At 42.5% G+C, this 24343-nt stretch carries 25 protein-coding genes; 17 read left to right on the forward strand and 8 right to left on the reverse strand.

The genetic code is table 11. The features are described 5' to 3' along the window. Positions 1 to 3 precede the first annotated feature (3 nt). The gene (locus ACSAZL_RS13535) at positions 4 to 156 is read right to left on the reverse strand and encodes a hypothetical protein (RefSeq protein ID WP_440945169.1); all 153 of its coding nucleotides are present in this window, start codon (positions 154 to 156) and stop codon (positions 4 to 6) included. Positions 157 to 366: 210 nt separating this feature from the next. Here ACSAZL_RS13535 and ACSAZL_RS13540 point away from each other — a divergent pair, with 210 nt between their 5' ends. Then, positions 367 to 795 (forward strand): hypothetical protein, encoded by a 429-nt coding sequence (locus ACSAZL_RS13540; RefSeq protein ID WP_440945170.1) that lies wholly within the window; start codon positions 367 to 369, stop codon positions 793 to 795. Here the strand turns inward: ACSAZL_RS13540 and ACSAZL_RS13545 are convergent. The 3 genes from ACSAZL_RS13545 to ACSAZL_RS13555 form a co-directional block, all read right to left on the reverse strand. Then, positions 777 to 1379: a hypothetical protein gene (locus ACSAZL_RS13545; protein WP_440945171.1), complete on the reverse strand. Its 603-nt coding sequence runs from the start codon at positions 1377 to 1379 to the stop codon at positions 777 to 779. The two genes, ACSAZL_RS13540 and ACSAZL_RS13545, sit on opposite strands and share 19 nt — an antisense overlap. 364 nt (positions 1380 to 1743) lie before the next feature. Further along, a complete protein-coding gene (locus tag ACSAZL_RS13550; RefSeq protein WP_440945172.1) occupies positions 1744 to 2358 on the reverse strand; it encodes a hypothetical protein in 615 nt (204 codons plus the stop codon). A 383-nt stretch (positions 2359 to 2741) separates the two neighbouring features. Then, positions 2742 to 3212 carry a hypothetical protein gene (locus tag ACSAZL_RS13555; RefSeq protein WP_440945173.1) on the reverse strand — a complete coding sequence of 157 codons (471 nt, stop codon included), beginning with the start codon at positions 3210 to 3212 and terminating at the stop codon, positions 2742 to 2744. 716 nt (positions 3213 to 3928) lie between these two features. On the opposite strand from ACSAZL_RS13555, the gene ACSAZL_RS13560 reads away from it, so the two are divergent. After that, positions 3929 to 4054 (forward strand): hypothetical protein, encoded by a 126-nt coding sequence (locus ACSAZL_RS13560; RefSeq protein WP_264357970.1) that lies wholly within the window; start codon positions 3929 to 3931, stop codon positions 4052 to 4054. Positions 4055 to 4314: 260 nt separating this feature from the next. Here the strand turns inward: ACSAZL_RS13560 and ACSAZL_RS13565 are convergent, their stop codons facing one another. From ACSAZL_RS13565 to ACSAZL_RS13580, 4 genes are all read right to left on the reverse strand, one after another. Then, positions 4315 to 5061 (reverse strand): hypothetical protein, encoded by a 747-nt coding sequence (locus ACSAZL_RS13565; protein WP_440945174.1) that lies wholly within the window; start codon positions 5059 to 5061, stop codon positions 4315 to 4317. A gap of 751 nt (positions 5062 to 5812) precedes the next feature. Next, the gene (locus tag ACSAZL_RS13570) at positions 5813 to 6415 is read right to left on the reverse strand and encodes a UPF0228 family protein (protein WP_440948852.1); all 603 of its coding nucleotides are present in this window, start codon (positions 6413 to 6415) and stop codon (positions 5813 to 5815) included. A gap of 406 nt (positions 6416 to 6821) precedes the next feature. After that, the gene (locus ACSAZL_RS13575; RefSeq protein ID WP_440945175.1) at positions 6822 to 7436 is read right to left on the reverse strand and encodes a hypothetical protein; all 615 of its coding nucleotides are present in this window, start codon (positions 7434 to 7436) and stop codon (positions 6822 to 6824) included. A 282-nt stretch (positions 7437 to 7718) separates the two neighbouring features. Continuing rightward, the gene (locus ACSAZL_RS13580) at positions 7719 to 8825 is read right to left on the reverse strand and encodes a hypothetical protein (RefSeq protein ID WP_440945176.1); all 1107 of its coding nucleotides are present in this window, start codon (positions 8823 to 8825) and stop codon (positions 7719 to 7721) included. Between the two features lie 775 nt (positions 8826 to 9600). On the opposite strand from ACSAZL_RS13580, the gene ACSAZL_RS13585 reads away from it, so the two are divergent. The 15 genes from ACSAZL_RS13585 (at position 9601) to ACSAZL_RS13655 (ending at position 23805) form a co-directional block, all read left to right on the forward strand. Then, on the forward strand, positions 9601 to 10227 hold the full coding sequence (locus ACSAZL_RS13585; RefSeq protein ID WP_011021452.1) for a magnesium transporter: 627 nt from the start codon (positions 9601 to 9603) through the stop codon (positions 10225 to 10227). Next, complete coding sequence (locus ACSAZL_RS13590; protein ID WP_440945177.1) at positions 10224 to 10802, forward strand: magnesium transporter; 579 nt, start codon at positions 10224 to 10226, stop codon at positions 10800 to 10802. Before ACSAZL_RS13585 ends, ACSAZL_RS13590 begins: the two co-directional genes overlap by 4 nt. A 147-nt stretch (positions 10803 to 10949) precedes the next feature. Beyond that, complete coding sequence (locus ACSAZL_RS13595; RefSeq protein ID WP_440945178.1) at positions 10950 to 12149, forward strand: potassium channel family protein; 1200 nt, start codon at positions 10950 to 10952, stop codon at positions 12147 to 12149. 458 nt (positions 12150 to 12607) lie between these two features. Continuing rightward, complete coding sequence (locus ACSAZL_RS13600) at positions 12608 to 13486, forward strand: DUF362 domain-containing protein (RefSeq protein WP_440945179.1); 879 nt, start codon at positions 12608 to 12610, stop codon at positions 13484 to 13486. A 249-nt stretch (positions 13487 to 13735) separates the two neighbouring features. Next, positions 13736 to 13942: a hypothetical protein gene (locus tag ACSAZL_RS13605; RefSeq protein WP_440945180.1), complete on the forward strand. Its 207-nt coding sequence runs from the start codon at positions 13736 to 13738 to the stop codon at positions 13940 to 13942. A 362-nt stretch (positions 13943 to 14304) separates the two neighbouring features. After that, positions 14305 to 14895 carry a YbhB/YbcL family Raf kinase inhibitor-like protein gene (locus ACSAZL_RS13610; protein WP_440945181.1) on the forward strand — a complete coding sequence of 197 codons (591 nt, stop codon included), beginning with the start codon at positions 14305 to 14307 and terminating at the stop codon, positions 14893 to 14895. A 174-nt stretch (positions 14896 to 15069) separates the two neighbouring features. Then, positions 15070 to 15636, forward strand: a complete 567-nt coding sequence (gene msrA, locus ACSAZL_RS13615) for a peptide-methionine (S)-S-oxide reductase MsrA (RefSeq protein WP_440945182.1) — start codon at positions 15070 to 15072, stop codon at positions 15634 to 15636. A 160-nt stretch (positions 15637 to 15796) separates the two neighbouring features. Further along, complete coding sequence (locus ACSAZL_RS13620) at positions 15797 to 16510, forward strand: ABC transporter ATP-binding protein (RefSeq protein ID WP_440945183.1); 714 nt, start codon at positions 15797 to 15799, stop codon at positions 16508 to 16510. 262 nt (positions 16511 to 16772) lie between these two features. Next, positions 16773 to 17453, forward strand: a complete 681-nt coding sequence (locus ACSAZL_RS13625) for a heme exporter protein CcmB (RefSeq protein ID WP_440945184.1) — start codon at positions 16773 to 16775, stop codon at positions 17451 to 17453. A gap of 179 nt (positions 17454 to 17632) precedes the next feature. Next, positions 17633 to 18346 carry a cytochrome c biogenesis protein gene (locus ACSAZL_RS13630; RefSeq protein ID WP_440945185.1) on the forward strand — a complete coding sequence of 238 codons (714 nt, stop codon included), beginning with the start codon at positions 17633 to 17635 and terminating at the stop codon, positions 18344 to 18346. Between the two features lie 112 nt (positions 18347 to 18458). Further along, positions 18459 to 19286 carry a hypothetical protein gene (locus ACSAZL_RS13635; protein WP_440945186.1) on the forward strand — a complete coding sequence of 276 codons (828 nt, stop codon included), beginning with the start codon at positions 18459 to 18461 and terminating at the stop codon, positions 19284 to 19286. 152 nt (positions 19287 to 19438) lie between these two features. Beyond that, positions 19439 to 20536, forward strand: a complete 1098-nt coding sequence (locus ACSAZL_RS13640) for an NADH:flavin oxidoreductase (RefSeq protein ID WP_440945187.1) — start codon at positions 19439 to 19441, stop codon at positions 20534 to 20536. 385 nt (positions 20537 to 20921) lie between these two features. After that, on the forward strand, positions 20922 to 21500 hold the full coding sequence (locus tag ACSAZL_RS13645; RefSeq protein WP_440945188.1) for a helix-turn-helix domain-containing protein: 579 nt from the start codon (positions 20922 to 20924) through the stop codon (positions 21498 to 21500). Between the two features lie 102 nt (positions 21501 to 21602). Continuing rightward, the gene (locus tag ACSAZL_RS13650; protein WP_440945189.1) at positions 21603 to 22058 is read left to right on the forward strand and encodes an acyl-CoA thioesterase; all 456 of its coding nucleotides are present in this window, start codon (positions 21603 to 21605) and stop codon (positions 22056 to 22058) included. Positions 22059 to 22152: 94 nt separating this feature from the next. Beyond that, positions 22153 to 23805 carry an AMP-binding protein gene (locus ACSAZL_RS13655; RefSeq protein WP_440948853.1) on the forward strand — a complete coding sequence of 551 codons (1653 nt, stop codon included), beginning with the start codon at positions 22153 to 22155 and terminating at the stop codon, positions 23803 to 23805. Positions 23806 to 24343 lie beyond the last annotated feature (538 nt).

Below are 24343 nucleotides of genomic sequence, written 5' to 3' on the forward strand. Positions count from 1 at the left end.
AGCTCAAAAGTACTTGGAATTGATTTCGTTTTTTGGCTGCTGCTGCACATCAGTCCCTACAGTACCCGCACAGGTCTCCACCTGATCCGGTGTAGCCCAGATCTGCCCATCTGTGCACTGGCCTCCATCCGCATACGCGCTCGTATATGGCCTCACATTGCTGGTCTGGCACGGTCTCGACGATCATTTCATTCCTGAAAAATGTGACCTATTCGGAGCTACACAGGATGTGGATGTCTATCTAGTCGGATCTTGTCGGCAGGGTCATATATCTAATTATACAAATATTTATTAAAAGTAGCAAATGTGATGAAGTAATAAAGAAAAAATAGCATAAAATGCTATGAAACAGAACAAATAAATATCATGAGAATAGATATTTCTTCGGACAAAAGACATCTTCCACCCGGAGGTATAGCCATTTCAGGATGGGGATTGGCTCACCCCATCCTGATTACCTTATTCGAGCATCACCATTGTGTCAGGATCTGGGCTTGCATCTTTTCCCAGGTTCGGAAGCCTCAACCTGTTTTCTATTTCTGTGATCGGGCTGCCTGCGTTAGCATCCTGCTTCCGGACAGGTCGTACCGATCCCGCTCCAGCTGCAAAGCCTTTCTGCCCGGAGACAGGACAGGAGCCGCAAAGCCCTGCCCGGATGCAAGACTGAGCAGTGAGTTACAGGCACATGGCGAGAGATTGGGATGTCTGGCTGCGATTGGCTTTGGAAATAAGGCGGGGGCTTTGGAGAGCCTTCAAGGATACTCGAAGAAAAACCTCTACTTCTTTCTTGCATAAATTACTGCACCTAACACTGCTGCAAGCATCAATACAGGACTTATAAAAGGAGCACTTTTTGATTCCTGAGTAGTGTTGGATTTTTCTTCCTGCTCACCTGCTGTTGCTGTATTTTCCATCATCATGGTATTGTTTGCCTTATTTTGATCTTCTTCCTGCTCGCTCACTGTTCCTACATTTTCTGCAACTCCACTATTGTTTATCTCGTTTACAGTTTGATTCTCTTCTTGCCATTTACCCTGAGCCTTCAGCTCCTCGATTACCGCATCCTTGTCTGAAACAGGATGTTTTCCCGGAAAGTGAGTAGCTACTCTGAAAAGTTGTTCACCGAGATTTTCGTCTTTTAACATCAGGAGCACTGATTCGTTCAGGATAAACTCGGCTTCGTCCTCAGTCCAGGCATTTGTACCAATTTCAGTTCTTACTTTTATGGTTTTTACAGGAAAGGGATTGTAAAGCCATTCTTTAACTGTAATCGTATGAATCGTGTAGCCGTAATGTGTATCAATCTCGCTGACTTTGCCAATCACTATGCGATCGGAATGGTTTATCTGGTATGGTATTTCGGCAGTTTCACTTGCCAACAGTGCTGTCGCGATACTTGGAGATAGAAGAAACAGGGTCAAAGTGAAGAGGATAAGAAGCGAATTCAGTTGTCTCATGAGTCATCTCGTCCTTTATTTCTCAATTTGAAAATATTTATAGTCAATACACCTTCGCTACTTTTAAACATTTTCTTTAAAATTTGATCTGCATAAAATCCTGCTATTATAGACCAAGCCGATTGCAATATTATTGCGTAGCATGCGAAGCCCTGTCCTACCCGGATACAATACGAGCAGTGAGCCATGAGCCTACGACGGGACGATCAGGAAGACAAGTAGGATTGTACCGGGATAGAAGGATGAGAAGCTCAAAGAGCCTTAAAGGATACTCGAAGAAAAATCTCTACTTCTTTCTTGCATATGTTACTGCACCTAATACTGCCGCAAGCATCAATACAGGACTTATAAAAGGAGTACTTTTTGATTCCTGAGTAATGTTGGATTTTTCTTCCTGCTCACCCACTGTTCCCGCATTTTCTGTTACCTTGGTATCGTTTGTTTTATCCGCAGTTTGATTCTCTTCATGCCATTTACTCTGAGCTTTCAGCTCTTTGATTACCGCATCCCTGTCTGAAACAGGGTGCTTTCCTGGTCCGCCGATAGCAACACGGAAAAGCTGTTGATCTAAATTTACATCATTCAGCATCAAGAGCACCGATTCATTCTGGACGAACTGGGCATCAATTGAAGTCCCTACATTCGTACCGCTTTCGGTTCTCACGTTTATAGTTTTTGCAGACAGAGGGTTGTAAAGCCATTCCTCAACTGTAATTGTAAATATTGTGTGGTCATAGTACTCTTGGAATCCACTAACAGTACCAATTATTATGCGGTCAGAGACATTTATCTGGTAAGGGATCTCGGCAGCTTCTGAACTAAATGACGCCGCTGCGAGATTTGAAGTCAAAAAAAGCAGGAGTAAAGTTAAGAGGATGGAAAGAGAATCTGAATATCTCATGAGTTATCTCGTCCTTTATTTCTCAATTTGAAAATATTTATAGTCAATACGTGTTTTCAACTTTAAACTTTTTCTTATAAATTTGAGCTAAAGGTAATCTAACCGATTGCAACTTGCGTTAGCATCCAGCCTGCCCGGATACAACACCGAGCAATGAGCAGTGAGTCTACAGCTGGACGATCGGGATGTCTTATTAGATAGGATGGGAGGGATGAGAGGCTCTACGGGGCTGTAAAAAAGTAGGGTTTTGACAGTCCATCTGACAGATAGGATGCCTGCGCCAGCCCTTTGAAATCACGATCGATTTTGGTACTATGAGCCAAATTAGGGTATAACAGGTAATGGATCAGGAAGCCGCCTGTTAAAACAGGCGACGTTTCATATTATATATCGTACGTTCCTTCTCCTGTAACAAGCTGACCACTTACTGTTGTCCATCCATCCTGAGACCCGGACAACATAACTTCCATAGTTTCCCAATAGCTATTATATTGCCATCCTCCGATCCACCATTCATTACGTCCGTTCAGGTAGATGGAAATGCTGACGTTTGCATTCGAGGAGGTATCATAATAGGCATACACCTTGCTGTCATAATCAAATTGCTCAGAAGTCCGTGAATACGCTCCGCTGGCGTTGACATTTTGCGTGAGATTATATTTGGGCATAAGAATCATTTCATTGCTCAGCGGGTTCATTGTGTCTATGGATTGGTCAGATAATACCATAGTACTAAGATCTATACTTCTTGCCTTCTCATTTTTCATAGAAAGCATGAGTCCGTGTTCCGTGTCCACTATAGAGTATTCCCATGAAGGATCATGGTTATTGAAGTGATGCTCTATGATATCCATGCCCACGGATGATGTGTCGTTTATAACTGGAAATGGTATGTAAAGAGTCACGTTGTTCAAAGTAGAATCTGCAGTTAATACCACATCGTAATCATAACTACTCCTGAGACTCCTATCATACATCCTCTGCTTCTGGTCTTGCCACCAGATAGACAGCAACACGGCAGAAATAATTAGTAATAGTACAATTATTTTGTAACGAGTCCTCATATTTCGCCACCGGATTCAACTCTTGAGAAAGGATCCAAATTAAACATAAATTTGACAACTTACTGAACCACGGTAATAACTTATTTCTTGTCCATGATAGGGAAAAATAGTATGAAGAAAGAGACGCCTTTGAAGGCATCTTCTTAAATATAAATCCCATTTCAGATTATGCATAATATAATCATACAACCCATGGTTATACTTTGCAGTTTTTTTGACACACAGGAGAGTATAGTACTGTGCAAAGTAATATGAACCAAACGTGTCAGGATGGTTATTCACCTATTCCAAATAGTCATAGTACTGAACACTCTAATCAGCGTTATCTTTAACTGCTTGTTCTGGATCATCACAGTAATAGACTGAGTATTGCTACTGACATAGCTACCAAAATTAGCCCCTGAATTCCACTTATTATAGATGGATTGCTCATACAAATGTAGAGAATCTAAGCCGACCTGTAATGATTTACGATATATATAATCATGATTATGATTGAGTACACGATGAGAGATTCGATAAAAGTTCCAACAATTACACTTATAATAGTTGATAAATCAGCAGGTACAATCACAAAGAACGAATTAAAAACTAAAAAAAAAGCGAAGCAAGCGATAAATAATATTCCATAACTTGATTTTTTCATTATAAATTCCATCCCTACTGATAAATTCTTGGTTTGACTGAATTAATTTCCTTGTTTACAATTTCTTTCATTTTAGTGTCAGCAGAAATTTTAGTTGTCCTTATAGTAGAAGTTCCAGAACCTTTGAATAAAAGCTGCCCTTCAATATTTGGAAATAGTTATTGAGGACTTTGTGCTTAAAATTCTCAACAACTATTTCACAATCCAATATTTTACATCGTAGATCTATATTTTTAAGTTATTTCATTATGTCATTTCATAGGTGCGATGGACATTTCCAAATTGATCACACGTTGAGTAAACTTTGATATTCTTATCATAGAGAACTAAACCAGCACCAGCGATTTCAAATCCCCAATGGAAATGTCCACTGCCATAAATTTCAGATATATGAGTGACAGTATTATCACTCGCCCCTTCCTGCCAGTTACTCACCTGAAATATAGTTGGAGTACCTAATGTGTACCATGCATCTATATAATGAGCTTCTACAATAGCAGGAGATATACTATACCCATAATATCCTTTTGCATAGATAGTAAACAGTCTCCCTCCCATAATATTATAGAAACTCTGTGATGCTGTTATCGTATCAGTATAATCAAGATTAACAGAACTTGTTGCTACAGTAGTACTTTGAGTTATTGTTTTATTATTTGGTTCTTCCGTCATGTTAGTAACGAAAAAGAAATTTTCATTGGTGAAAGTTATATCTGATCCATCTTTTAGTTCATATGTTCTTAAATTACTTTTTTCTGAAGCAGTATTCTTCTTCAGTATTGAAATTTTGTCTTCATTTGCTTCGCAATAATTCAAAATTAAATCATCTGTTGACAAGCTTTTTGTATTAGAGTTGAGAGCATCTACTAGACCTTGTTCCCATTCAGAAGGCTCTTCACTTGCTGTTAATTCTTCCTGTGCACTTGCTGACGGTACCAACACCATACCAATCAACATCACCAAAAGAAATATTCCCATTTTGTTCTTAATCATTCGTCTAACTCCTAAGTTGCTTTAAGTTGTTTTTCCCTTAGGAGGCAGGATCAGGCAAGCTTAAATACAGACAAAGCTAACATAATCAATGCCTCTTATGGCATATTTTATGGAGCTGGGGCTACCTGGAAAGTACTTCCAAACTCCATAAATTCCTCTTATCTAACTCCTTATAAGTTTTCTGACCATACCATCTAACAATCTACCTTTTATACTCATATTGAGTCTGCAATTTTTCCCTGAACGTTGATTGTTAAAGACCGTGGTCAGAAATTATATATCTGAGCATCCCTCCATTCGTATTCAAGCAATTATATAATAACGAGAATAGCATGAATGGGGTCATTCTTTCTTCCATCCTATGAGCCTGTAAATAACTCTACTTTATACAGTTCACAGGACTGGCTCAAAAACATTCCAGACTTCGCGACATCAAAACTTTTTCTCTTTGTCGATTCAGAAATTTTTTCCCCCGACTGCATTATTTTTTTTGATGTAGTGGCAAAAACGACAACAACTTCAAAATTTGGTGAAATATAAGATTGGGATTTATCCGACCTTATTCTTCGTAATATCAGGTAAATTGCCACCTTAAATAACTAAGGTTGAGTTTATTTCTATTATTTTGTACAGACTTGAAATAGAAAGATTTTATACAGATCTAATTTTCAAGAGTTACATATTATGTTAATATTATAATATATTATGGAAAAAAATCAAATAGGTGACATTAAGTTACAATTCTGTCAAATTAGGGAAAAAGGTAACTAAGCTGGACCGAAAAAATATTTTCATTTTGTTCCATTTCATTTTTTATTTTTATTGCATCCTCTTCCGGAATCCAATAAGTACGGGGACCATCACTATAAAGAAAACGAATCTTACACCAGATAAATTTTTTCACCTTAATATCATATTTGTCCAGTATTGCAAGAAATTTTTCATCCTTTACTGCTTGTTCAGAGACCGGAAGAACGTAATAATCTTCTTTTTTCATAACTTGAGCAGGTATGGATAGAGTCCAATTTTTTTTATTATTCTCTTTCATCTCTGTTACAAGTTCGCTTCTGATGTCACTCCAGTTATCTTTGTCTGCCATTATGTAGTAATCCATATCGGAATAATTAGTGTCATATGTTAGTCTATAGTTCCGAGTCATGTTATAGTGTTGAAGAATGGCTTTTACTTCGGACTCAGAAATTCCATCTTTAAATTGAATAGTCATACCACCTACTTTTGATTCAGGATATGGTGTTTTCGTATCCTCTACCGGTGTTTTTACAGATAACCCCCAAAACGTTAAAAGAGTTAGAAAAATGATAAAAATCACGATTTCCTTATTGATTTTGCTCATATCAACCACTCCAGAAGTTGTGGAGTTTAATCCCTCAAAATCCGTTTTTATAGGATTGACAACCCAACTTTCCAAAAGACATCTTTTCTGGAACTAACATATGCACACAATCTCAAATAATAAGGTACATAGGTAAGGTACTTTAGATGATTTTTAGGGTTCATAGCTTGGAAACAGACCCAATAAAAGAACCGGAAAAGCCAAATTAACTGGTATTTTGATATTCGACCTGCAGGAAGACAGAATATTCACACATAAAGAACTTTAAAAAACCCTATTTTTCAAACCAGGGTTAATTTGACCTTTTTCTTAGATGTCACATTCTGCAAGTAAAATGTTAGGATTGATTAGGGCATAACAGGTAATAAATAAGGAAGAAGCCTCTTAAAACAGGAGACGCATCATATTAATAGTACGTTCCTTCTCCTGTAAAAAGTTGACCATTTACTGTTGTCCATCCATCCTGAGGTCCGGACAACATAATATTTATATCTTCCCAATAACTGTTATACAGCCATCCTCCGATCCACCATCCATTACTTCCGTGCAGGTAAATGGAAATGCTGACGTTTGCATTCGAGGAGGTATCATAGTGGGCATACATCTTGCTTTCATAATCAAATATCTCAGATGCCGGTGGATAAGGCCTTCTGGTGACATTCTGCGTGAGATTGTATTTGGGCATAAGAACCATTTCATTGCCCAGCGGGTTCATTGTATCTATGGTCTGGTTAGTGAATAAGGCCATACAAAAAATACTTGGATGCAGAATCTGCTTTGAATCTCTACTTCTGGTAGCGTATTTTGGCTCTATTTTCTCATTATTTATAGAAAGCATTAGTCCGTGCTCCGTATCCACAAGAGCATATTTCCACGAACGATCATAGTCATTGAAATGATTCTCTACGATATCTGCGCCTACGGATGATGTGTTGTTTATCACCGGGAGCGGAAGGTAAAGAGTAACATTGCTCAGAGTCGAATCCGTAGTCAACTCGACACAGTAATTATAACTACTCATGTGATTCCTTTCATATATCCTCTCCTTCTGCTCTTGCCACCAGACAGATAGCAACACGGCAGAAATGATCAGTAATAGTACAATTATTTTGTAACGAGGCCTCATATTTCATCACCTGATCCACTTCTGGGGAGGATCTAAATCAAACATAAATTTGACAACTTACTGAACCACGGTAATAACTTGTTTCTTGTCCATGATAGGGAAAAATAGTAGTAAAGAAAGAGATGCCTTTGAAGGCATCTTCTTAAATATAAATTCTATTTCAGATGATGTCAATCTTTACATGATATAATCATACAAACCATGGTTATACTTTGCTGTTTTTTGGACACATAGGAGAGTATAGTACTGTACGTAGAAATATGAACTAAAAGTATTAGGATAATTATTCACCTTATCCCAAATAAAGTCATAGTACTGAGCACTATAATCAGCGTTATCTTTAACTGCCTGTTCTGGATCAGTCACAGTAATAGATTGAGTATTACTACTGACATAGCTACGGAAATTAACCCCTGAAATCCAATTATCAGAGATGTATTGCTCATACAAATCATGGTTATTACTGGTGAACAGATTAGCCAAGAAATTCCCAGCCTGATCAACTGCTCCAGCTGAATGGAACGGATTGCCAGCATCCGATAAATAGTGACTGGAAATTCCAAAGTCGTGATGTGCGTCCGCCATACGTCCATTATCAGCCCAGATTTGCGCACCACCTGCATAAGCATCACAACACCCTGGTGCGCCTCCTACATGCCAGTAAGCATCCCAGTAATGATTATAGTACCGATATCCCGGAAGCTCAAAGCCAGAAGCATCCGGGTCGTCAGCTGCATCTCGAGCATAACTTGCATAAGCAGACCCGTCACAAGCATAGTAAGCAAAATCTTTATGACTATTGCTATACCATTTTACGCCAATATCCTCACCTTTATATTTTTTAAAACCCTCTTTCTCGATCATTGGACCCAACTCACTCATGAAAGCATAGTCATCCTTTGTGATATTATCCGGATACCTATCCCATATGTCTTGCAGTCCAGCTTTATACCTCTCTTTTTCCTTTTCAGAAACATCGAAGTTATCAATATATCCCATTTTAATGGCTTGACTTTCAGAATTTGTAGCAGCAAAAGCAAGTCCTCTATATGGCATCCGTTTCACAACATCTGGCAAAGAAGCCTGTAACTCCAGATAATCTGCAACTTCCTTCATTCCTTCTTCACCTATCTCAGCTTCCAAAGCCTCAATTTTTAACTGAACAGGATCTTTAGTTAGGTTGGTTTGCTGTTCTTCGGTGGAAGCCATTGCTGATGGTATCAACGCCATACCAGTCAACATTGCCAAAAGAAGTATGCTTATCGTAATTTTGTTCTTAATCATTCGTCTTTCTCCTAAGTTGTTTTTCCCTTAGGAGGCAGGATCAGGCAAGCTTAAATACAGACAAAGCTAACATAATCACTGCCTTTTAGGGCGTATTTTATGGAGTTCGTATGGTACGGGAAATACTTTTGAACTCCATAAATTCCATTTATCTAACTCCTGATAAGTTTTCTGGCCATATCATCAAACTATTCGTTCTTCAGACTCATTTTGAGCCTGCCATTTTCCCCGAACGTTGATTGTTAAAGACCGTGGTCAGAAACTATATATTTGAGCATTCCTACATTCGCATTCACACAATTATATAAAAATGAGAATTGCATGAAAGGGATTCATTTTAAATTATATTTGTGAAAACCCCACAGACCTGTGGCAAGGAGATCGCACGAAGGCTTGTTGTTCTCTATCCCTGCTTTCCTCCACAAGCCTGTAAATCACTCCACCTTAGACAGTTTGCAGGCTTCACGTCCCCCAAACAGTCCGAATTTTACCATATCAAAACTTTTTCTCATTGGAAATTCAGAAATTTATCCCTGAACTGCTCTATTGATTACAAAGTGACGGAAAAAACGACAACAACTTCAAAATTTGGTGAAATATAAGATTGGGATTTATCCAACCTTATTCTTCATAATGTCGGGAAAATTGTCACCTTTAATGACTAAGGTTGATTTTTTTCCATTATTTTTTACAGACTTGAAATAGAACTTTTTCACAAACTCAATTTTCAAGAGTTCCCCATTATTTTAATATTATCAGCGTATAATACAGTCGCATGCCCCCAGAGTCGCACAGGGAAGAAGACATCTTCGAATCCCAGTTTATAGACAGGTACCTCAGCGAATACGCGAGTGTTTCGTCAATCGTACGTGAGGCGCTGCCTTTTGAACTTCTGGCGACTGTTGGGGGGGTCATTGCAGGGATCATTTTTTCAGGAATGACCAGCGAACTTGAGATGATTCCCGGCCTGATCGTTATTTATCCGGGTGTTCTCGGACTGCGCGGAAACATTTCCTCGACCCTCGGCTCAAGGCTCGGCAGTGCAATCCACATGGGGCTTATCACTGACATCGACAGGAACAACCCTGAGCTGACAAATAATATTTCAGGGTCCCTCCTTCTGGGTTTTATTATGGCGATCTTGCTAGGGTTTTTGGGGCACTTTGTCACCCTTGCCCTGGGTTTTGAAAGTGCGGGGGCCTTTAAGCTTATCCTCATTTGTGTGATTTCCGCCCTTACTTCCGGAGTAATCCTCTCTTTTGTTGCGGTCCTGCTTGCCATAGGCATGTTCAGGTTCGGCTTTGACCCCGATAATGTTGTTACGCCTTCGATTGCAACTATCGGGGATATCGTTTCCATGTTCATGCTTTTCCTCTCGGCAAAACTGGTGGTGATGCTTTGAGAAAAACCGGGAAGCAGACAAGCTATTACACCGTGCAGGGAATTGTCAAGCGCGGGCTTCCCGTGCTTTCGATTACCTGCGTAATAGGCATCATTGTAGGGCAGGTCCTTAACACCAGAGAAAATAGCCTGCTTTCCATGCCTGCAATCCTTATCCTTATCCCGGCCCTGATCAAGATAGGCGGGGACACCGGCAGCATGCTGGGAGCGAGGCTCTCCTCGGCTTTCCATATGGGGCTCGGAGACAGAATTTACAGGAACCCTGTCGTACACAACAGCGTAATTGCCGCCTCAATCGTGGGCTTTGTTTCTTCGATTTCTGTCAGTGTGCTGGTCTTCCTTGCAAGCCATTTTATGGGTTTCGGCATGCCTTTCCTCACCCTGCTTGAAATCAGCCTTATTGCAGTTGTTATAGAACTTATAGTTGTATACTCTGCGACAGTTGCCATCGCCTTTGCTTCTCACCGCTTTGGGATAGATCCCGACGATACTGTAATACCTTTTATAGCAAGTCTGGGGGACCTCGTGGGAGTTATGGGGATCTTCATAGCCCTGCATTTCCTGGAGGTTATTTAAATAGGATGTGACAATAGTAACATTTTTACCCATAACATTTTTATTTAATTTATTAAGCCGTCTAATTCGGAATAATTCGAAAATTAATAATTACTATGAGGTATATACTTCATACACCAACAATAAGGTAGAGTTGATACAGAGACCATGTTCCCTAAAGAATTCAGATACAGTCCAAGGAATCTTATAGACCTTTTGACTGAGATGAAGGATACTTCCGAACTCATGGTAGACCTGGCGTATTCTGCGATGGTCTATGATGATGAGGACATCGCAGAAGAGGTGCTTAACCTTGAAGATAAAATGGATACCCTCGACTATCATATGAAGATGGCTGCAATGTTAAGCACCCGCAGGGTTGACGAAGCTGAAGAGCTCCTGGGAGTTCTGAAGGTTGCTGCATCCTCGGAAAATATAGCAAATGCTGCAGGCGACATTGCCAAAATTGTTCTCATGAACATGGGAATCCCTATGGAATTGAAAGTAGCCCTAAGGGAAGCAGAAGAAACCATTGTCAGGGCGACCGTTGCTGCAGAGTCCGTAATGACCGGACGTACCCTTGGCGACCTCGAACTTGATATCGAGACCGGGATGTGGGTAATTGCAATCCGCAGAAGTGAGGACTGGATTTACGACCCTGATAAGGAAACCCGTATCCGCCAGGGAGACGTTCTGATTGCCAGAGGACACGACGAAGGGGTTCCGCTCTTCTTTGAAATGGCAACGACAAGGAGATTTATTCCGAGGGAAATAGAGCACGATAAAGTCTTAAAAGACCTTGAACATGCCGTGGATATAATAGTGGACATGAAAAACATGTCCGAACTCTCGGTAGGGCTTGCGTACTCTGCTATCCTCTTCGATAACGAAGATATCGCATACGAAGTCAGTGCCCTGGAGTCCGAAATGGATTCCATGAAGTACGAACTCCAGCACTGGGTACTTGAAACCGCAAAACACGTTGAAGACGTAAACGTGCTCAGAGGAATCCTGCATCTTGCCAGCGCCTCGGAAGCAATTTCGGATGCGGCATACGGGATTGCAGATACTGTCCTCAGGGATATCGAACTCCACCCGATCATTACCCTTGCAGTGCGGAACTCCGAAGAAGTGATCACAAGGCTTCAGGTCGAGAGATGCTCTCCAATAGTTGGCAAGACCTTCTCGGAACTGAGACTCGAAACCGAAACCGGGCTACATGTAATGGCAATCAAGAGAGCTGAACGCTGGGTCTATGCCCCAAAAGGCAACACCGTTGTCCAGGCAGGAGATATGCTCATTGCCCGCGGTTCAAGGATCGGAGAAGGGGCACTCATCGAGATGTGCGAGTGCAAGTTACGCCAGTAAAACCCGAGTTTCGCTTCGGCACCCGAATTGCGCCTCGGGATCACAGGAAATCGGAGATTTTCTGGGAGTTGCGATGTAATCGCAACAGTACGCTGTCTGTTTCGGCAGAGTTGCGACTCTGCAGTACGCTGCCCTTTTCGCTTCGCTCAAGAGGACCAATTTTGGGATATAGTAGTGAGCTGCGCTCAAGCAGACTAACTTATGGATTTTAGCAGTAAGCTTCGCTCAAGCGGACCAATTCGAAAACACTGGTACAACTACTCGATTCAGGAGAGCTGTTTTACAAAAAAGAGATAGAAGAGTGCAAAACGAGAAGTCATTACCAAAAAAGGCAGAATTAAATTCGATCTAAAAAAATAACCTTTCTGATCTCTTTTTTTATATCTTCTTTCTTCTTCGTTTTTTATTTTATTTCTGATTTTTATACCTCTGGTTACAATTACTCTTTGGAGTTTGATATGGTACTTGTTGGATTTTCAAGAAATAAGGATACCCTTGAATCCGTCAGGACAGCTGTGGAGCTGGCAGGCGGGCTTGGGATCAAGGAAGGGGAAACTGTATTGATCCGGCCGAACGCAAATACTGCAGACCCGGCCCCGGGTTCGACAAGCCCGGAGGTGTTAAGGGGCGCTATCAGGGAAGTTAAAAAATACGACCCCGGAAAAATAATTGTGGCCGAGAAGTCAATGAGTTCACTGGATACGGAAGAGGTGCTCAAAAAGTTGGGGCTCTGGCAGGCTGCGGAGGCTGAGGGAGTTGATGAAATCCTGACATTTGACCGCATGAAACGCGAGCATGTGGAGCCCAAGAAGGCTTATTCCTGGCCGCGAGGACTTGATGTGCCTGAGTTTCTGAAGTCGATAGATTATACGATTGCTCTTCCGGTAATCAAGACTCACTGGACTGCAACGTTTACTATGGGGCTTAAGTCCCAGATCAGCATAACCTCAGACCGGGACAGGAGACAGCTCCCCCACGGGCAGGGGATGGATATACTCTTTGGGCATATGATTGCCGAGTCCAACCTCGTTTATAAGCCTGATTTCTACATATCGGATGCCACAAAGTGTTTTGTAACCAACGGCCCGAATGTAGGAACCCTGAGGGAACCGGGAATTGTCCTGGCAAGCCCGGATGTGATTGCAAACGATGTTGCAGGACTTGCCCTTCTGAAAACCCTGGGAACGGTTCCCAAGATCCAGATGAACTCGGTCTGGGCTCAGCCGCAGATTAAAAGAGCTGTGGAACTGGGAATGGGGGTGAGTAGCAAAGAAGAGATCACGGTCAAAAGCTCCGGGATAGAAGAGATAAATGAGATTATTGCCAACCTTGCCTGACCTGTCCGTTACCTTTCGGCTTTAAAGGAGAAGGTTCCCGCACCTCCAATAGATTTCAGTTCAGTAGCCAGTCAGTAAATCAGTTCAGTAGCCAGTCAATAAATCAGTTCAGTAGACAGTTAATAAGTCAGTTCAATAGATTTCAGTTCATAGATTTTGGCTCCCGTTTTCAATGGCTGTGCAGTTATGCTTACATATCACCAAAATTTATTTATTTTCGACAGCCCCATAGTTATTGGGGTATTTTCTATGAATTGCGAAATATGCGGAAAAGAGAGCGATGCAAGATACTGTGACGAATGCGGCAAAATAATGAACGATGTTATAAGACGCGTAGGCGAAGCTCGCTGGGCAGCAATTGATGACTGTTCTTTTATCTACCCGCTTGTAAGGCGTGTAGGTAGAGGAGAAGGTACGGTCAACGATATAATTCAGGCTCTTGAAGTAGAAGATTGAAGAGTCTGCCTTCCAGAACTTTCGCCTTACAGTCAACGGCTTTAAAGGAGATCCTGGGCTGCAGTTTATTTTTTACCTGGACTTTTCAGGTTACCGGAAGCGGAGATCTCAGGAGTGCAGCCCTGGAACCCGGAGCCGGACTTAAACTGTTAGGGAGATAAAGTTCTGGAAATTCAAGTTATTTTTGAGAGTCTGTTTCGAGGTCAAGGTTTAAGGCCGAATTTCGAATTGGTTTTGGCCATGGGCTTTCAGTTAAAGTATTTTAAGTTGAGCTCTGAAATAAAATCCTTAAAGTTATATCTCTTTAGCCTTAATATTATAGTGTTAGTAAGTTTCTCTGAGCGCAGGGACCGGGGCTGTACATGAATAGAAAAGCCGGAGCAGTTTTTCTGGTGCTCCTGTTTGCAGGAGTGCTTCTGAGTTCGGGATGTATTAAAAATGAGCGGGTTGAGGCCCCTGCAGATGAACAGTCAGAGACTTCCGATGCTGGTAAAGGGGATGAGAATATGGACATCCAGATTATAAAGGTTTTTAGCAGCGCGTTTGAATCTAATAGTACTATCCCCCGGAAATATACATGTGACGGGGTAAACATAAATCCGCCTCTGGAATTAGAAAACATTCCGGAGGAGACTGAAAGTCTGGTACTGATCATGGACGATCCTGATGCTCCCATGAATCCGTTTACTCACTGGGTCGTCTGGAATATCGAACCTATGGCAAAAATAGAGGAGGATAGCATCCCTGGAATTGAGGGAATTAATAACTTCAGGAAAATCGGTTATGGTGGGCCATGCCCTTCCTCAGGCACACACAGGTACTTCTTCAGGGTTTATGCACTGGACAGGCAGCTTGAGCTCAAAGCGGGAGCCGGAAGAAAGGAACTCGAAAAAGAAATGGTAGGGCACATCATTGGTGAAGGGGAACTTATGGGAAAATACGGCAGAACCTGATCGGAGAAAAACGATCTATCAGAGAAAAAAGATCTAATTCGAGATCTATCCCGAATACGACATATCTTTATTAATCGGACTGCTTTGTTATAAGATATATGCAGGTCATAAAGTAGACCTGAATCCTGATCACGAGGCAGACCCTTTTACAATGAAGACCGAGGGGGGAAGATAGTGGAAGAGAATAAAAAAGCCGAACAGAGAAACGCGGCACTCGAAGAGAATACGGATATATTTGAAAATCCCGGAGGAAACCTTGAAAAGGCAACCTTTGCAGCAGGCTGTTTCTGGGGAATTGAAGAGGCTTTCCGGCAGGTCAAAGGTGTGGTTGCAACTGCGGTTGGCTACAGCGGAGGGCACTTTGAAAAACCTACTTACGAGCAGGTCTGCACCCTTAATACAGGGCATGCAGAGGCTGTAAGGGTTATTTTCGACCCGAAAGTCGTTTCATATAAGACTTTGCTGGATGTTTTATGGAAGATCCATGACCCGACCACAAAGGACAGGCAGGGGCCGGATGTAGGGAAACAATACCGCTCCGTGATTTTTTACCACAACGAGGAGCAAAAAGCTGCTGCTCTTGCCTCAAAAGAAGAACGTGAGAAGGCAGGAGTTTTCAAAAATCCCATTGTAACCGAGATTGTCCCGGTTTCTGAGTTCTATATGGCAGAAGACTATCACCAGCAGTACTTCGAAAAGAAGGGGTTCCTGCAGAATATCTTCAGGAGTTTTAAAAAATAACTACTGAAGATAAATTCTGTGGATAGGTTTGTAAAAGCTCTGTGGATAGGGGCGTATAATAAAAAATTAATGAAGAGCCGTAATCCGGTGCAAAGCTGAAGGTCATGCGGCACAGACCATATAAAAAGGTTAATTTAGAGGGATTCTCAAAGTAGTTCCGATGGAAAACGCGGTCTCCATAAGGGAACTATCAAAAGTTTTTGGGAAAACTCCTGTCCTGAAAGCCCTTGACCTTGACCTTAAAAAAGGCGAGTTTGCGGTTATTTTTGGCCCTAACGGGGCTGGAAAGACCACTCTTTTGAAGTTGATCTCAACTCTGCTCGAGCCTACCGGAGGTTCCGTTTTCGTATCCGGGTTTAACGTAAACGAAGAGCCGGAAAAGGTCCGCAAAGAAATAGGGATGCTTTCCCACGATTCCTACCTCTATGGAGAACTTACTGCAAAAGAAAACCTGCATTTTTTCGGGAAAATGTACGGAATCGAGGGTCAGGAACTCGAAAAGAGGATATCACAGCTTTTAAGTGAGGTAGGGCTTGTAACAAAAGCGGACGAAAGGGTAAGCACCTTTTCAAGAGGCATGAAACAGAGGCTTTCCATTGCAAGGGCTCTGCTTCACAGGCCTTCCCTCCTCCTTCTGGACGAACCCTACACAGGGCTTGACCCCGGAGCCTCCCTGGTTTTCGAAAATCTTCTCAAAAGCCCCGAGTTCCAGGGGAGCACAAAATTAATGGTTTCCCATGACCTTGAGCGAGGTTTTGCCCTCTGCGACAGGCTCCTTATCCTTAATAAAGGAAAGTTTGTATATGACGGCCTTAAGGAAAATTTTTCAGGGCTTAAGGAATTCAGAGAAAAATGCGGCTCCATGCTCACATGAGCCCGAAAATTAGGAAAAAAACAACCGTAAATAAACGCAAAAACTGAAAAATGCAGGCATAAAAGTAAGTATTGAAATCAGGATAAAACTTATCGAAGCAGGGTAAACTTATTAAAATAAGGACAGAACTTATTGAAACCAGGATAAAACTTGTTAAGTAAGGATGGAACTTATTGAAATCAGACTTGAACTTATTGGAATCAGGCTTGAATTTATTGAAATAAAATAGGATTAACGGATAACGTGAAAAAGGAGTTTAAAAATGATCCGGAGCTTTTATATCGCTGCAAAAGACCTTAAAGCCGAGTTCCGGACAAAACAGATGCTTAACTCGATGTTCATTTACTCGCTTCTGGTGCTTGTGGTCTTCAGCGTTTCTTTCGGGGATTTTCTCGGGGATAGCGCAAAGGTTGAAAAACTTGCTCCCGGCGTGCTCTGGATTTCTTTCACCTTTGCCGGAATGCTTGGGCTTTCCAGAACCTTTGTAATGGAAACCGAAAACGGCTGTCTTGAAGCCCTTATGCTCTGCCCTGTGGACCGGGGTGCGATTTATACCGGAAAAATCCTCTCTAACCTTGCGATTGTATTTCTTATGGAAGCTGTAACCCTGCCCTTCTTTATCATCCTGTTCAATTACAGCCTTGGGACAGGAACCCTGCTTCTGCTCCTGTTCATTCTTTTCCTCGGGACTTTTGGGTTTATTGCTGTCGGGACCCTGCTTTCTGCCCTTACCCTCGGTACCCGGACCAGGGAACTTCTCCTGCCGGTCCTTCTCCTGCCGGTCCTCCTACCGGTCCTGATCCCTGCAGTGGAAGCAACTGCCGGAGTTCTTGCCGGAAACAGCATCGGAAATTTGGTTCCGGAGATCAGGCTGCTCGCAGTTTACGACCTTGTGTTCTTCGTAATCTCGCATCTTGTCTTCGAATATGTAGTTTCGGACTGAGGGCCGAACCGGATTTTTCGGACAGGAAAAGACGGAAAAACGAAGTAAACCAAACAAAGTAAATCGAATCAATAAAAAACGAAATAAATAGAATCAGTAATAAAGAAGTAAATCGAATCGATACCGAGACATATTATTGAACTTTCGTTAATTCGAACCTATCAAGATACGTGAACAAAATGGCATCAAATTCCAGAAAAACCGGAGTGCTGGCAGTTGCAACTGCCGGTGTAATGCTTCTTGCGACATACATGATTTTTTTCTACCTGCCTCCGATTAAAGACGAAGCAGGCGAAGTCCTGAGTGGAAGTTTCAGGATCTTTTTCTTCCACATGCCAATAGCAATTATATCCTATCTGGCTTTTGCAGTCGTATTTGCCGCAAGTATCCTCTACCTCCGGGACAAAGCCCTTAAATGGGATATCTATGCCCGCTCGGCTGCAGAAGTGGGAACCCTTTTTGCATTCCTTGTGCTGGTAACGGGTTCGATCTGGGCAAAGGATGCCTGGGGGTGGTACTGGATCTGGGACATCAGGCTGACCACCTCCCTTGTCCTTTTCCTTGTTTACCTCGCCTACATGATGCTCAGAAAAGCCCTCGAAGAGCCTGAGAAAAGAGCCCGGCTCTCGGCAGTCTTCGGGATCTTAGGTTTCATGTCCGTGCCTCTGAGTTTTTTTTCAATCCGGCTCTGGCGTTCGGCTCATCCCCTTATGTTCGGAGGAAACACCGGCGGAAGCGGAGGAGGACTTGAAGGGACGGCACTTCAACTGACTCTCCTTGTCAATTTCATAGCTTATTTCCTGCTCTTCCTGACCCTCTTTTCTATAAAAGTGCAGAATGAAAAGATGGGAGAGGAACTTGACGCGCGCCAGTCTGCCGGATCAGAAGCCTGATTTCTGACAGTCTGCTTTTTCTTTTTTTCAAATTGCGTTATATAAATTGCACAATGTAAATATAGATCCCACCAGATATAGAAAATAATTTTTTAATTTTTGAGGGAAGATTATGCGCTTTAAAATTCTGGCTACTGCAGGGTTTATTTTGCTGGGGATAGTGACTTTTTCGGTATATTCCGGTTTTAACACCGAGAATGTACCGGATGACCGGAATATAATTCAAAAAATAGAGGTCAATAACAGCAGTTTTCTCGAAGGTTCGGAAGAGTGGGACGGTTTTGAAACCGTTATTGTAGACACCGAGAAGCTCAGAAAAGCCGCAGATAAAGGAAATGTGACCCTTAACGTAATGGGAGAAGATTTTGAGATTCAAATTCAGGAAAAGTCCAGGCTAAAAGGGGAAAACGCTTACTATTACACAGGGTCCATTGCCGGAAGTAAACAGGGAAGAGCTGACCTGTACGTGAGTGGAGAGAATCTGAGCGGGTCCGTTGAACCGGGAGAACCCTGGAACGTTACATACAACATCGCACGCACCGATGAAAGATATGATGGGAAAGTAGTCCACGTTGTGTTTATGATAGACTGGGAAAAAGAAAGGAAAAGGATTGAACAGCTGGGGATCGACCCTCTGCAGTTTTTCCTGATAAATAGCGATTCTAGGGAACATGTGATGTCTATCGAGATTTTTGATTTCAATAATAAATCCGTATTCAAAGAAACCTACACTATGAATCCCGGAGACGAGATATCCTCCCCGAAAATAGATGCCGAACTGGGACAATACAAATATGAAATTATTCTGGATGATAGATCTACTTTTAAACAGAAAGTACAGGCAGATCATGCTACTAATCTTTGTTCCTCAGAAAAACTGCACATTAATCTAACAGATAATCCGGAATATCCGATTGAAATAATGATTGAGATTGCTTGATTTAAATTCCTTCCTTTCCTTCCCTCTTCTTTTTTCTCCTTTCATTTCTTTTCCTGTGCATCTAAGGGAAGTTTTGTGTCTGAACTAATTTCTCTTCCTTTTTTCCAGGAATCCGGGATAATTATTTACCTTTCCCTCACCTATTTTTTCCTATGATTTTTGATCCGATCACAGTCTGTAATCTGGAACTCCAGAACCGCTTTGTGAGGTCCGCAACCCATGAATTTATGGCAGAAAAGGACGGGACCCCCACTTCCAGGCATGGAGACCTCTATGAAGAGCTTGCAATAAATGAAGTCGGGCTGATCATAACTGGTTATTCTTATGTCCTCCCCGGCGGGCAGAGTGATAATTTGCAGCAGGGCATCTATGATGACCGTTTCATCGAGCCGTACCGGAAGATAACCGAGAGGGTACACAGGTACAGAAGCAAGATAGTGCTGCAGATAGTGCATGGGGGGCGGCAGGCAGACGTTTCGGACGATTATCCGGTTCCGATTGCCCCGTCAGTAGTCAAAAACGGACATTCGTCAGTAGTCCCCAGGGAAATGACCGAACAGGAAATCCTGGACATGGTAGAGGCTTTTACCAGGGCGGCTGTGAGGGCAAAGGCGGCAGGTTTTGACGGAGTCCAGCTCCACTGTGCCCATGGCTTCCTTTTAAGCAATTTCATCTCCCCCTACACAAACCGGCGGACTGACATGTGGGGAGGTTCTGTCGAAAACCGGACAAGGATAGTCACGGAGATAATAAAGCGGATAAAAGAGGAAGCAGGAAACGATTTCCCGATTCTTGTGAAAATGAATGCAACGGATGGTTTTTTGCCAAGTTCCTTAAAGGCAGGACTGGGCCTCGATGCCCCTGAATGTGTGGAAATTGCAAAAGTTCTTGAAAAGGCCGGGGTCTGTGCAATAGAGGTCAGCGGAGGGATAGGCGAAGCAGGCGGAGTGACCATAAAAACTGCAATTAACTCACCTGCAAAAGAGGCATATTTCAAAAACTACTCAAAAATGATTAAAGCCACCGTAAACGTTCCGGTAATTCTGGTGGGCGGCATCCGTTCCCTTTCCGTTATGGAATGCCTGCTTGAAAACGGATGCGCGGATCTGATCTCCATGAGCAGGACGTTTATCAGCGAACCTGACTTTATCCCGAAACTCAGGTCAGGCACAATAAAAAAAGCAAGGTGCGTGTCCTGCAACCTCTGCTTTGATCCAGAAGGTGTCAGGTGCAATTTTGAGTTTGATTGAAACCCTGATCTTCTCTTTTTTTCCAATTTCTTTTTTTTCTTAAGCTTTCATGTTCCAGTTTTATCACATTTTTTGCGCTCTATTTTTTTCATTCATATTTTATATGTTCCATTTTTTTCACTCGAATTTTTTGCGTTCTATTTTTCCAATTTAACTTTTTTTCTTCTCACTTTTTCTGATATCTTACTATTTTTCTTCTAACTGATTTTTGCTTTTTGTTTACAATTCTTCTTTAATCATTACCTGAAAAAGCGGGTCTTAACGTACATTTTTTATAATAGATGGATACAAAAGAGATAAGCTTTAACGGCTGTTTGCAGGGACTCTGGTTTACATTTTTCTGCCGGGTCCGCTACCTGAAAAATATGTGTGAGGAAACAGAATAATGTCAGAAGAGAACCGTGTCGGCAGTAAGATACGTCATCTTAGAGAAGCCCAGGATATGACTGTTGAAGAACTGGCTGAAGCCAGTCAGAGCAGCGTGGAGTTAATCCAGCAGTTAGAAAACGGAGCCCTTGTTCCGTCCTTGACCCCTCTTTTAAAAATTGCCCGGGCTTTAGGTGTCCGCCTTGGTACTTTTCTGGACGATGCGCCCCAGAAAGGGCCTGTAGTGGTAAGGGCAGGACTGTCAGAAAACGTAGTTCGTTTTTCCGGGAAGACTGAGCAGCCAAAGAAGAGCGCTCTTGAGTTTTATTCCCTTGCCTCGGATAAAGCAGACCGTCACATGGAGCCTTTCATCATCGATATTCACCCTTCCCCCGAGGAAAGCCACAAACTCTCTTCTCACGAAGGGGAGGAGTTCATTTATGTCCTTTCCGGAGAAATCGAGATTTTCTACGGCAAGGACGTTCACAGGCTGAGTGTCGGAGACAGCATCTATTACGATTCCATCGTCCCCCATGACGTCCATGCAGCAGGAAAAGAGGACGCGCGAATAATGGCTGTAGTCTATGCACCTCTCTGAGAGCCCCGGCGGGCCGGGTGAGAGAGTAAAAATGTGATTAAATGCAAGTTTAGATTAAAATTTGATAATTAAGTACAGATACTAAGAGTTAGGGAATCCAAAATGTTCAGTATAAATGTTAGTCCGCGCTTTGGAGATATCGATGGTCTTGGGCATGTAAATAACACAGTCCTTCCGGTCTGGTTCGAAACAGGAAGAAATGCTATTTTCAGGCTTTTCTCCCCGGACCTTGACCTCAGCCCTGATGTGTGGCACCTGATCCTTGTCAGAACCGAATTTGATTTTCTGAGCCAGATGTATTTCAGATCCGATGTTGAGATCAGGACCTTCGTTGCAAAGATCGGAAACAGTTCCTTTACAGTCGGGCACGAGGCCTGGCAGGAAGGGGAACTCAAGGTCAGGGGCCAGGCAGTACTTGTCTATTATGACTTCAAACTCCAGAAAGCGATCCCCCTTCCGGACTCTATCCGCGAGATCCTGAAAAGGCACATGTTCCCTTCAATGGAATCCTCTCCAGTGGACGCAGAAACTGATACGGACTCTCCCTGCTCGATTTGAATACACTTCAGGAACGCCCTTGACTGGCCTGGATAAAAACCCCATCCATAAGCTGGCAGTTTCTGAAAGTAGTCCAGAAGAAGAGGCTGAGATCATGCATCTTATAGAAGATTCTCTAGGAGAATACTTTGAAAAACAGGTAGCTATCGACCCCGACCATGAATTTATCATTTATCCAGACCGTAATCTTCGCTTTACCTACGGACAGTTCAACGAAAGGGTCAACAACCTTGCAAAAGGGCTGCTTGCAATCGGGATAAAAAAGGGAGACCATGTAGGGATCTGGGCAAAGAACGTACCTGACTGGCTTACCTTCATGTTTGCAACCTCAAAGATAGGAGCGGTGCTCGTAACGGTAAACACTGCCTACAGGAGCCATGAAGTTGAGTATGTGCTCAAGCAGTCAGACATGAAAGCCCTCGCTCTTATCGATAGTTTCAGGGAAGTGGATTACCTCGAAATTATCAACGAACTTGTCCCTGAGCTAAAAAGTTCGGAAAGAGGGCGCCTGAAAAGTAAAAAATTCCCATTCCTGAAGAGCGTAATCTATGTTGGGCAGGAAAAGCACAGGGGAATGTACAACACCAGCGAGCTGATGCTCCTTGGAAGTCATTATCCGGATGACGAGCTTAAAGAAATTCTGGCAAGTGTTAACGGGGATGATGTAATCAACATGCAGTATACCTCAGGGACTACAGGTTTCCCGAAAGGAGTTATGTTGACAAGTAAAAATATCCTGAACAACGGGCTTTCCATCGGCGACCGCCAGAAGTTCACCCATGAAGACCGGCTCTGTCTGCCTGTGCCTCTTTTCCACTGCTTTGGAATCGTGCTCGGAGTTATGGCTGTCCTGACCCACAGGGCAACGCTTGTTATGCTTGAGGTTTTTGACCCGCTCCTGGTGCTTGCCGCAGTCCAGAAAGAGAAGTGTACCGCCCTTTACGGCGTTCCTACAATGTTCATTGCCGAGTACACCCATCCCATGTTTGATATGTTCGACCTCTCTTCCCTGAGGACAGGGATCATGGCCGGTTCTACCTGCCCTGTGGAAGCCATGAAAAAGGTCGTAAAAGATATGCACTGCCATCAGATAACCAGCGTCTACGGGCTTACGGAAGCCTCTCCAGGCATGACCCAGACTACGGTCGATGACCCCGTAGAACTCAGGGTCGAGACCGTAGGCAAATGTTTCCCCGGCGTTGAAGTCCGGGTGGTTGACCCGGCCACAAATGAGCCGGTACCTCCGGATACTGTTGGAGAAATCTGCTGCCGTGGATACAATATCATGAGGGGTTACTACAATATGCCGGAAGAAACGAAAAAAGTTATCGACGAAGGCGGCTGGTTGCACAGCGGGGACCTTGGGACCTGTGACGACCTCGGTTACTACAGGATTACAGGCCGTATAAAGGACATGATCATCCGGGGCGGGGAAAATATCTATCCCAGGGAAATTGAGGAGTTCCTGCACGCCATGCCCGGAATCAGAGATGCCCAGGTCGTCGGCATACCCGATAAGAAGTACGGGGAAATCGTAGGAGCCTTTGTTATCCTCGAAAAAGGTGCAGATCTAACAGAAGCCGATATCAGGGACTATGCTCTGAACAAAATCGCCCGCTATAAGGTTCCGAAGCATGTCTTCATAGTAAAAGAGTATCCTCTGACCGCAAGTGGCAAGATCCAGAAATACAAGCTAAGGGAACTGGCTGTGCAGCTTCTTGAGAATAGAGAGGAAAGTGAAGGTTAATTCAATACTATCGACCTTCAGGTCGATGGTTTCTTGATTTTTGGTTTTAGTTTTAATTTTAGTTTTAGTTTAATTTTAGTTTTAATTTTAGTTTAATTTTAGTTTTAATTTTAGTTTTAGTTTTAATGAGAGTTATTTTGTCCAGCAGCTGCCTGGACATAATTTTTCCTGCAGCTCCATAACTTACGAAAAATTCTGGCTGGTGAGCTTCATTTCTCAGGCCAATCGCTGGATATTTAAATCTCAACCTGGATAATATTATTGGAATTGAAATTTAACCAGCCTTTATTTTTGCTTGGATTGAAAATTTCAATGCAATTAAAAAATTAGAAGTTATCTCTATTTTGGAAGTTAACTATAATTTTCAGTAGTTGATAAAATAATGCTTCGGTCAAATATGACTAAGCAACCAAAATTAATAAACCATTGAATATTTGACGGAATTTATTATATATAGAATTTAAGCATTGAAAAGACTGTAATTGTAAGAGAAGCACTTTGGTGCATGTTTGTAAATAGAATACTTGGGGAGTATTCA

Source organism: Methanosarcina mangrovi, assembly GCF_052057765.1.
Taxonomy (GTDB): domain Archaea; phylum Halobacteriota; class Methanosarcinia; order Methanosarcinales; family Methanosarcinaceae; genus Methanosarcina.

Bases quoted from the DNA above. Each gene is read 5' to 3' on its own strand.
- ACSAZL_RS13595 (WP_440945178.1), top strand. From the start codon at position 10,950: ATGTTCCCTAAAGAATTCAGATACAGTCCAAGGAATCTTATAGACCTT.
- ACSAZL_RS13655 (WP_440948853.1), top strand. From the start codon at position 22,153: ATGCATCTTATAGAAGATTCTCTAGGAGAATACTTTGAAAAACAGGTA.
- ACSAZL_RS13570 (WP_440948852.1), bottom strand. From the start codon at position 6,415: ATGAGCAAAATCAATAAGGAAATCGTGATTTTTATCATTTTTCTAACT.
- ACSAZL_RS13630 (WP_440945185.1), top strand. From the start codon at position 17,633: ATGGCATCAAATTCCAGAAAAACCGGAGTGCTGGCAGTTGCAACTGCC.
- ACSAZL_RS13645 (WP_440945188.1), top strand. From the start codon at position 20,922: ATGTCAGAAGAGAACCGTGTCGGCAGTAAGATACGTCATCTTAGAGAA.
- ACSAZL_RS13600 (WP_440945179.1), top strand. From the start codon at position 12,608: ATGGTACTTGTTGGATTTTCAAGAAATAAGGATACCCTTGAATCCGTC.
- ACSAZL_RS13625 (WP_440945184.1), top strand. From the start codon at position 16,773: ATGATCCGGAGCTTTTATATCGCTGCAAAAGACCTTAAAGCCGAGTTC.
- ACSAZL_RS13610 (WP_440945181.1), top strand. From the start codon at position 14,305: ATGAATAGAAAAGCCGGAGCAGTTTTTCTGGTGCTCCTGTTTGCAGGA.
- ACSAZL_RS13620 (WP_440945183.1), top strand. From the start codon at position 15,797: ATGGAAAACGCGGTCTCCATAAGGGAACTATCAAAAGTTTTTGGGAAA.
- ACSAZL_RS13580 (WP_440945176.1), bottom strand. From the start codon at position 8,825: ATGATTAAGAACAAAATTACGATAAGCATACTTCTTTTGGCAATGTTG.
- ACSAZL_RS13540 (WP_440945170.1), top strand. From the start codon at position 367: ATGAGAATAGATATTTCTTCGGACAAAAGACATCTTCCACCCGGAGGT.
- ACSAZL_RS13585 (WP_011021452.1), top strand. From the start codon at position 9,601: ATGCCCCCAGAGTCGCACAGGGAAGAAGACATCTTCGAATCCCAGTTT.
- ACSAZL_RS13605 (WP_440945180.1), top strand. From the start codon at position 13,736: ATGAATTGCGAAATATGCGGAAAAGAGAGCGATGCAAGATACTGTGAC.
- ACSAZL_RS13560 (WP_264357970.1), top strand. From the start codon at position 3,929: ATGAGAGATTCGATAAAAGTTCCAACAATTACACTTATAATAGTTGAT.
- ACSAZL_RS13550 (WP_440945172.1), bottom strand. From the start codon at position 2,358: ATGAGATATTCAGATTCTCTTTCCATCCTCTTAACTTTACTCCTGCTT.
- ACSAZL_RS13575 (WP_440945175.1), bottom strand. From the start codon at position 7,436: ATGAGTAGTTATAATTACTGTGTCGAGTTGACTACGGATTCGACTCTG.
- ACSAZL_RS13565 (WP_440945174.1), bottom strand. From the start codon at position 5,061: ATGATTAAGAACAAAATGGGAATATTTCTTTTGGTGATGTTGATTGGT.
- ACSAZL_RS13640 (WP_440945187.1), top strand. From the start codon at position 19,439: ATGATTTTTGATCCGATCACAGTCTGTAATCTGGAACTCCAGAACCGC.
- ACSAZL_RS13555 (WP_440945173.1), bottom strand. From the start codon at position 3,212: ATGGATATCATAGAGCATCACTTCAATAACCATGATCCTTCATGGGAA.
- ACSAZL_RS13650 (WP_440945189.1), top strand. From the start codon at position 21,603: ATGTTCAGTATAAATGTTAGTCCGCGCTTTGGAGATATCGATGGTCTT.
- ACSAZL_RS13635 (WP_440945186.1), top strand. From the start codon at position 18,459: ATGCGCTTTAAAATTCTGGCTACTGCAGGGTTTATTTTGCTGGGGATA.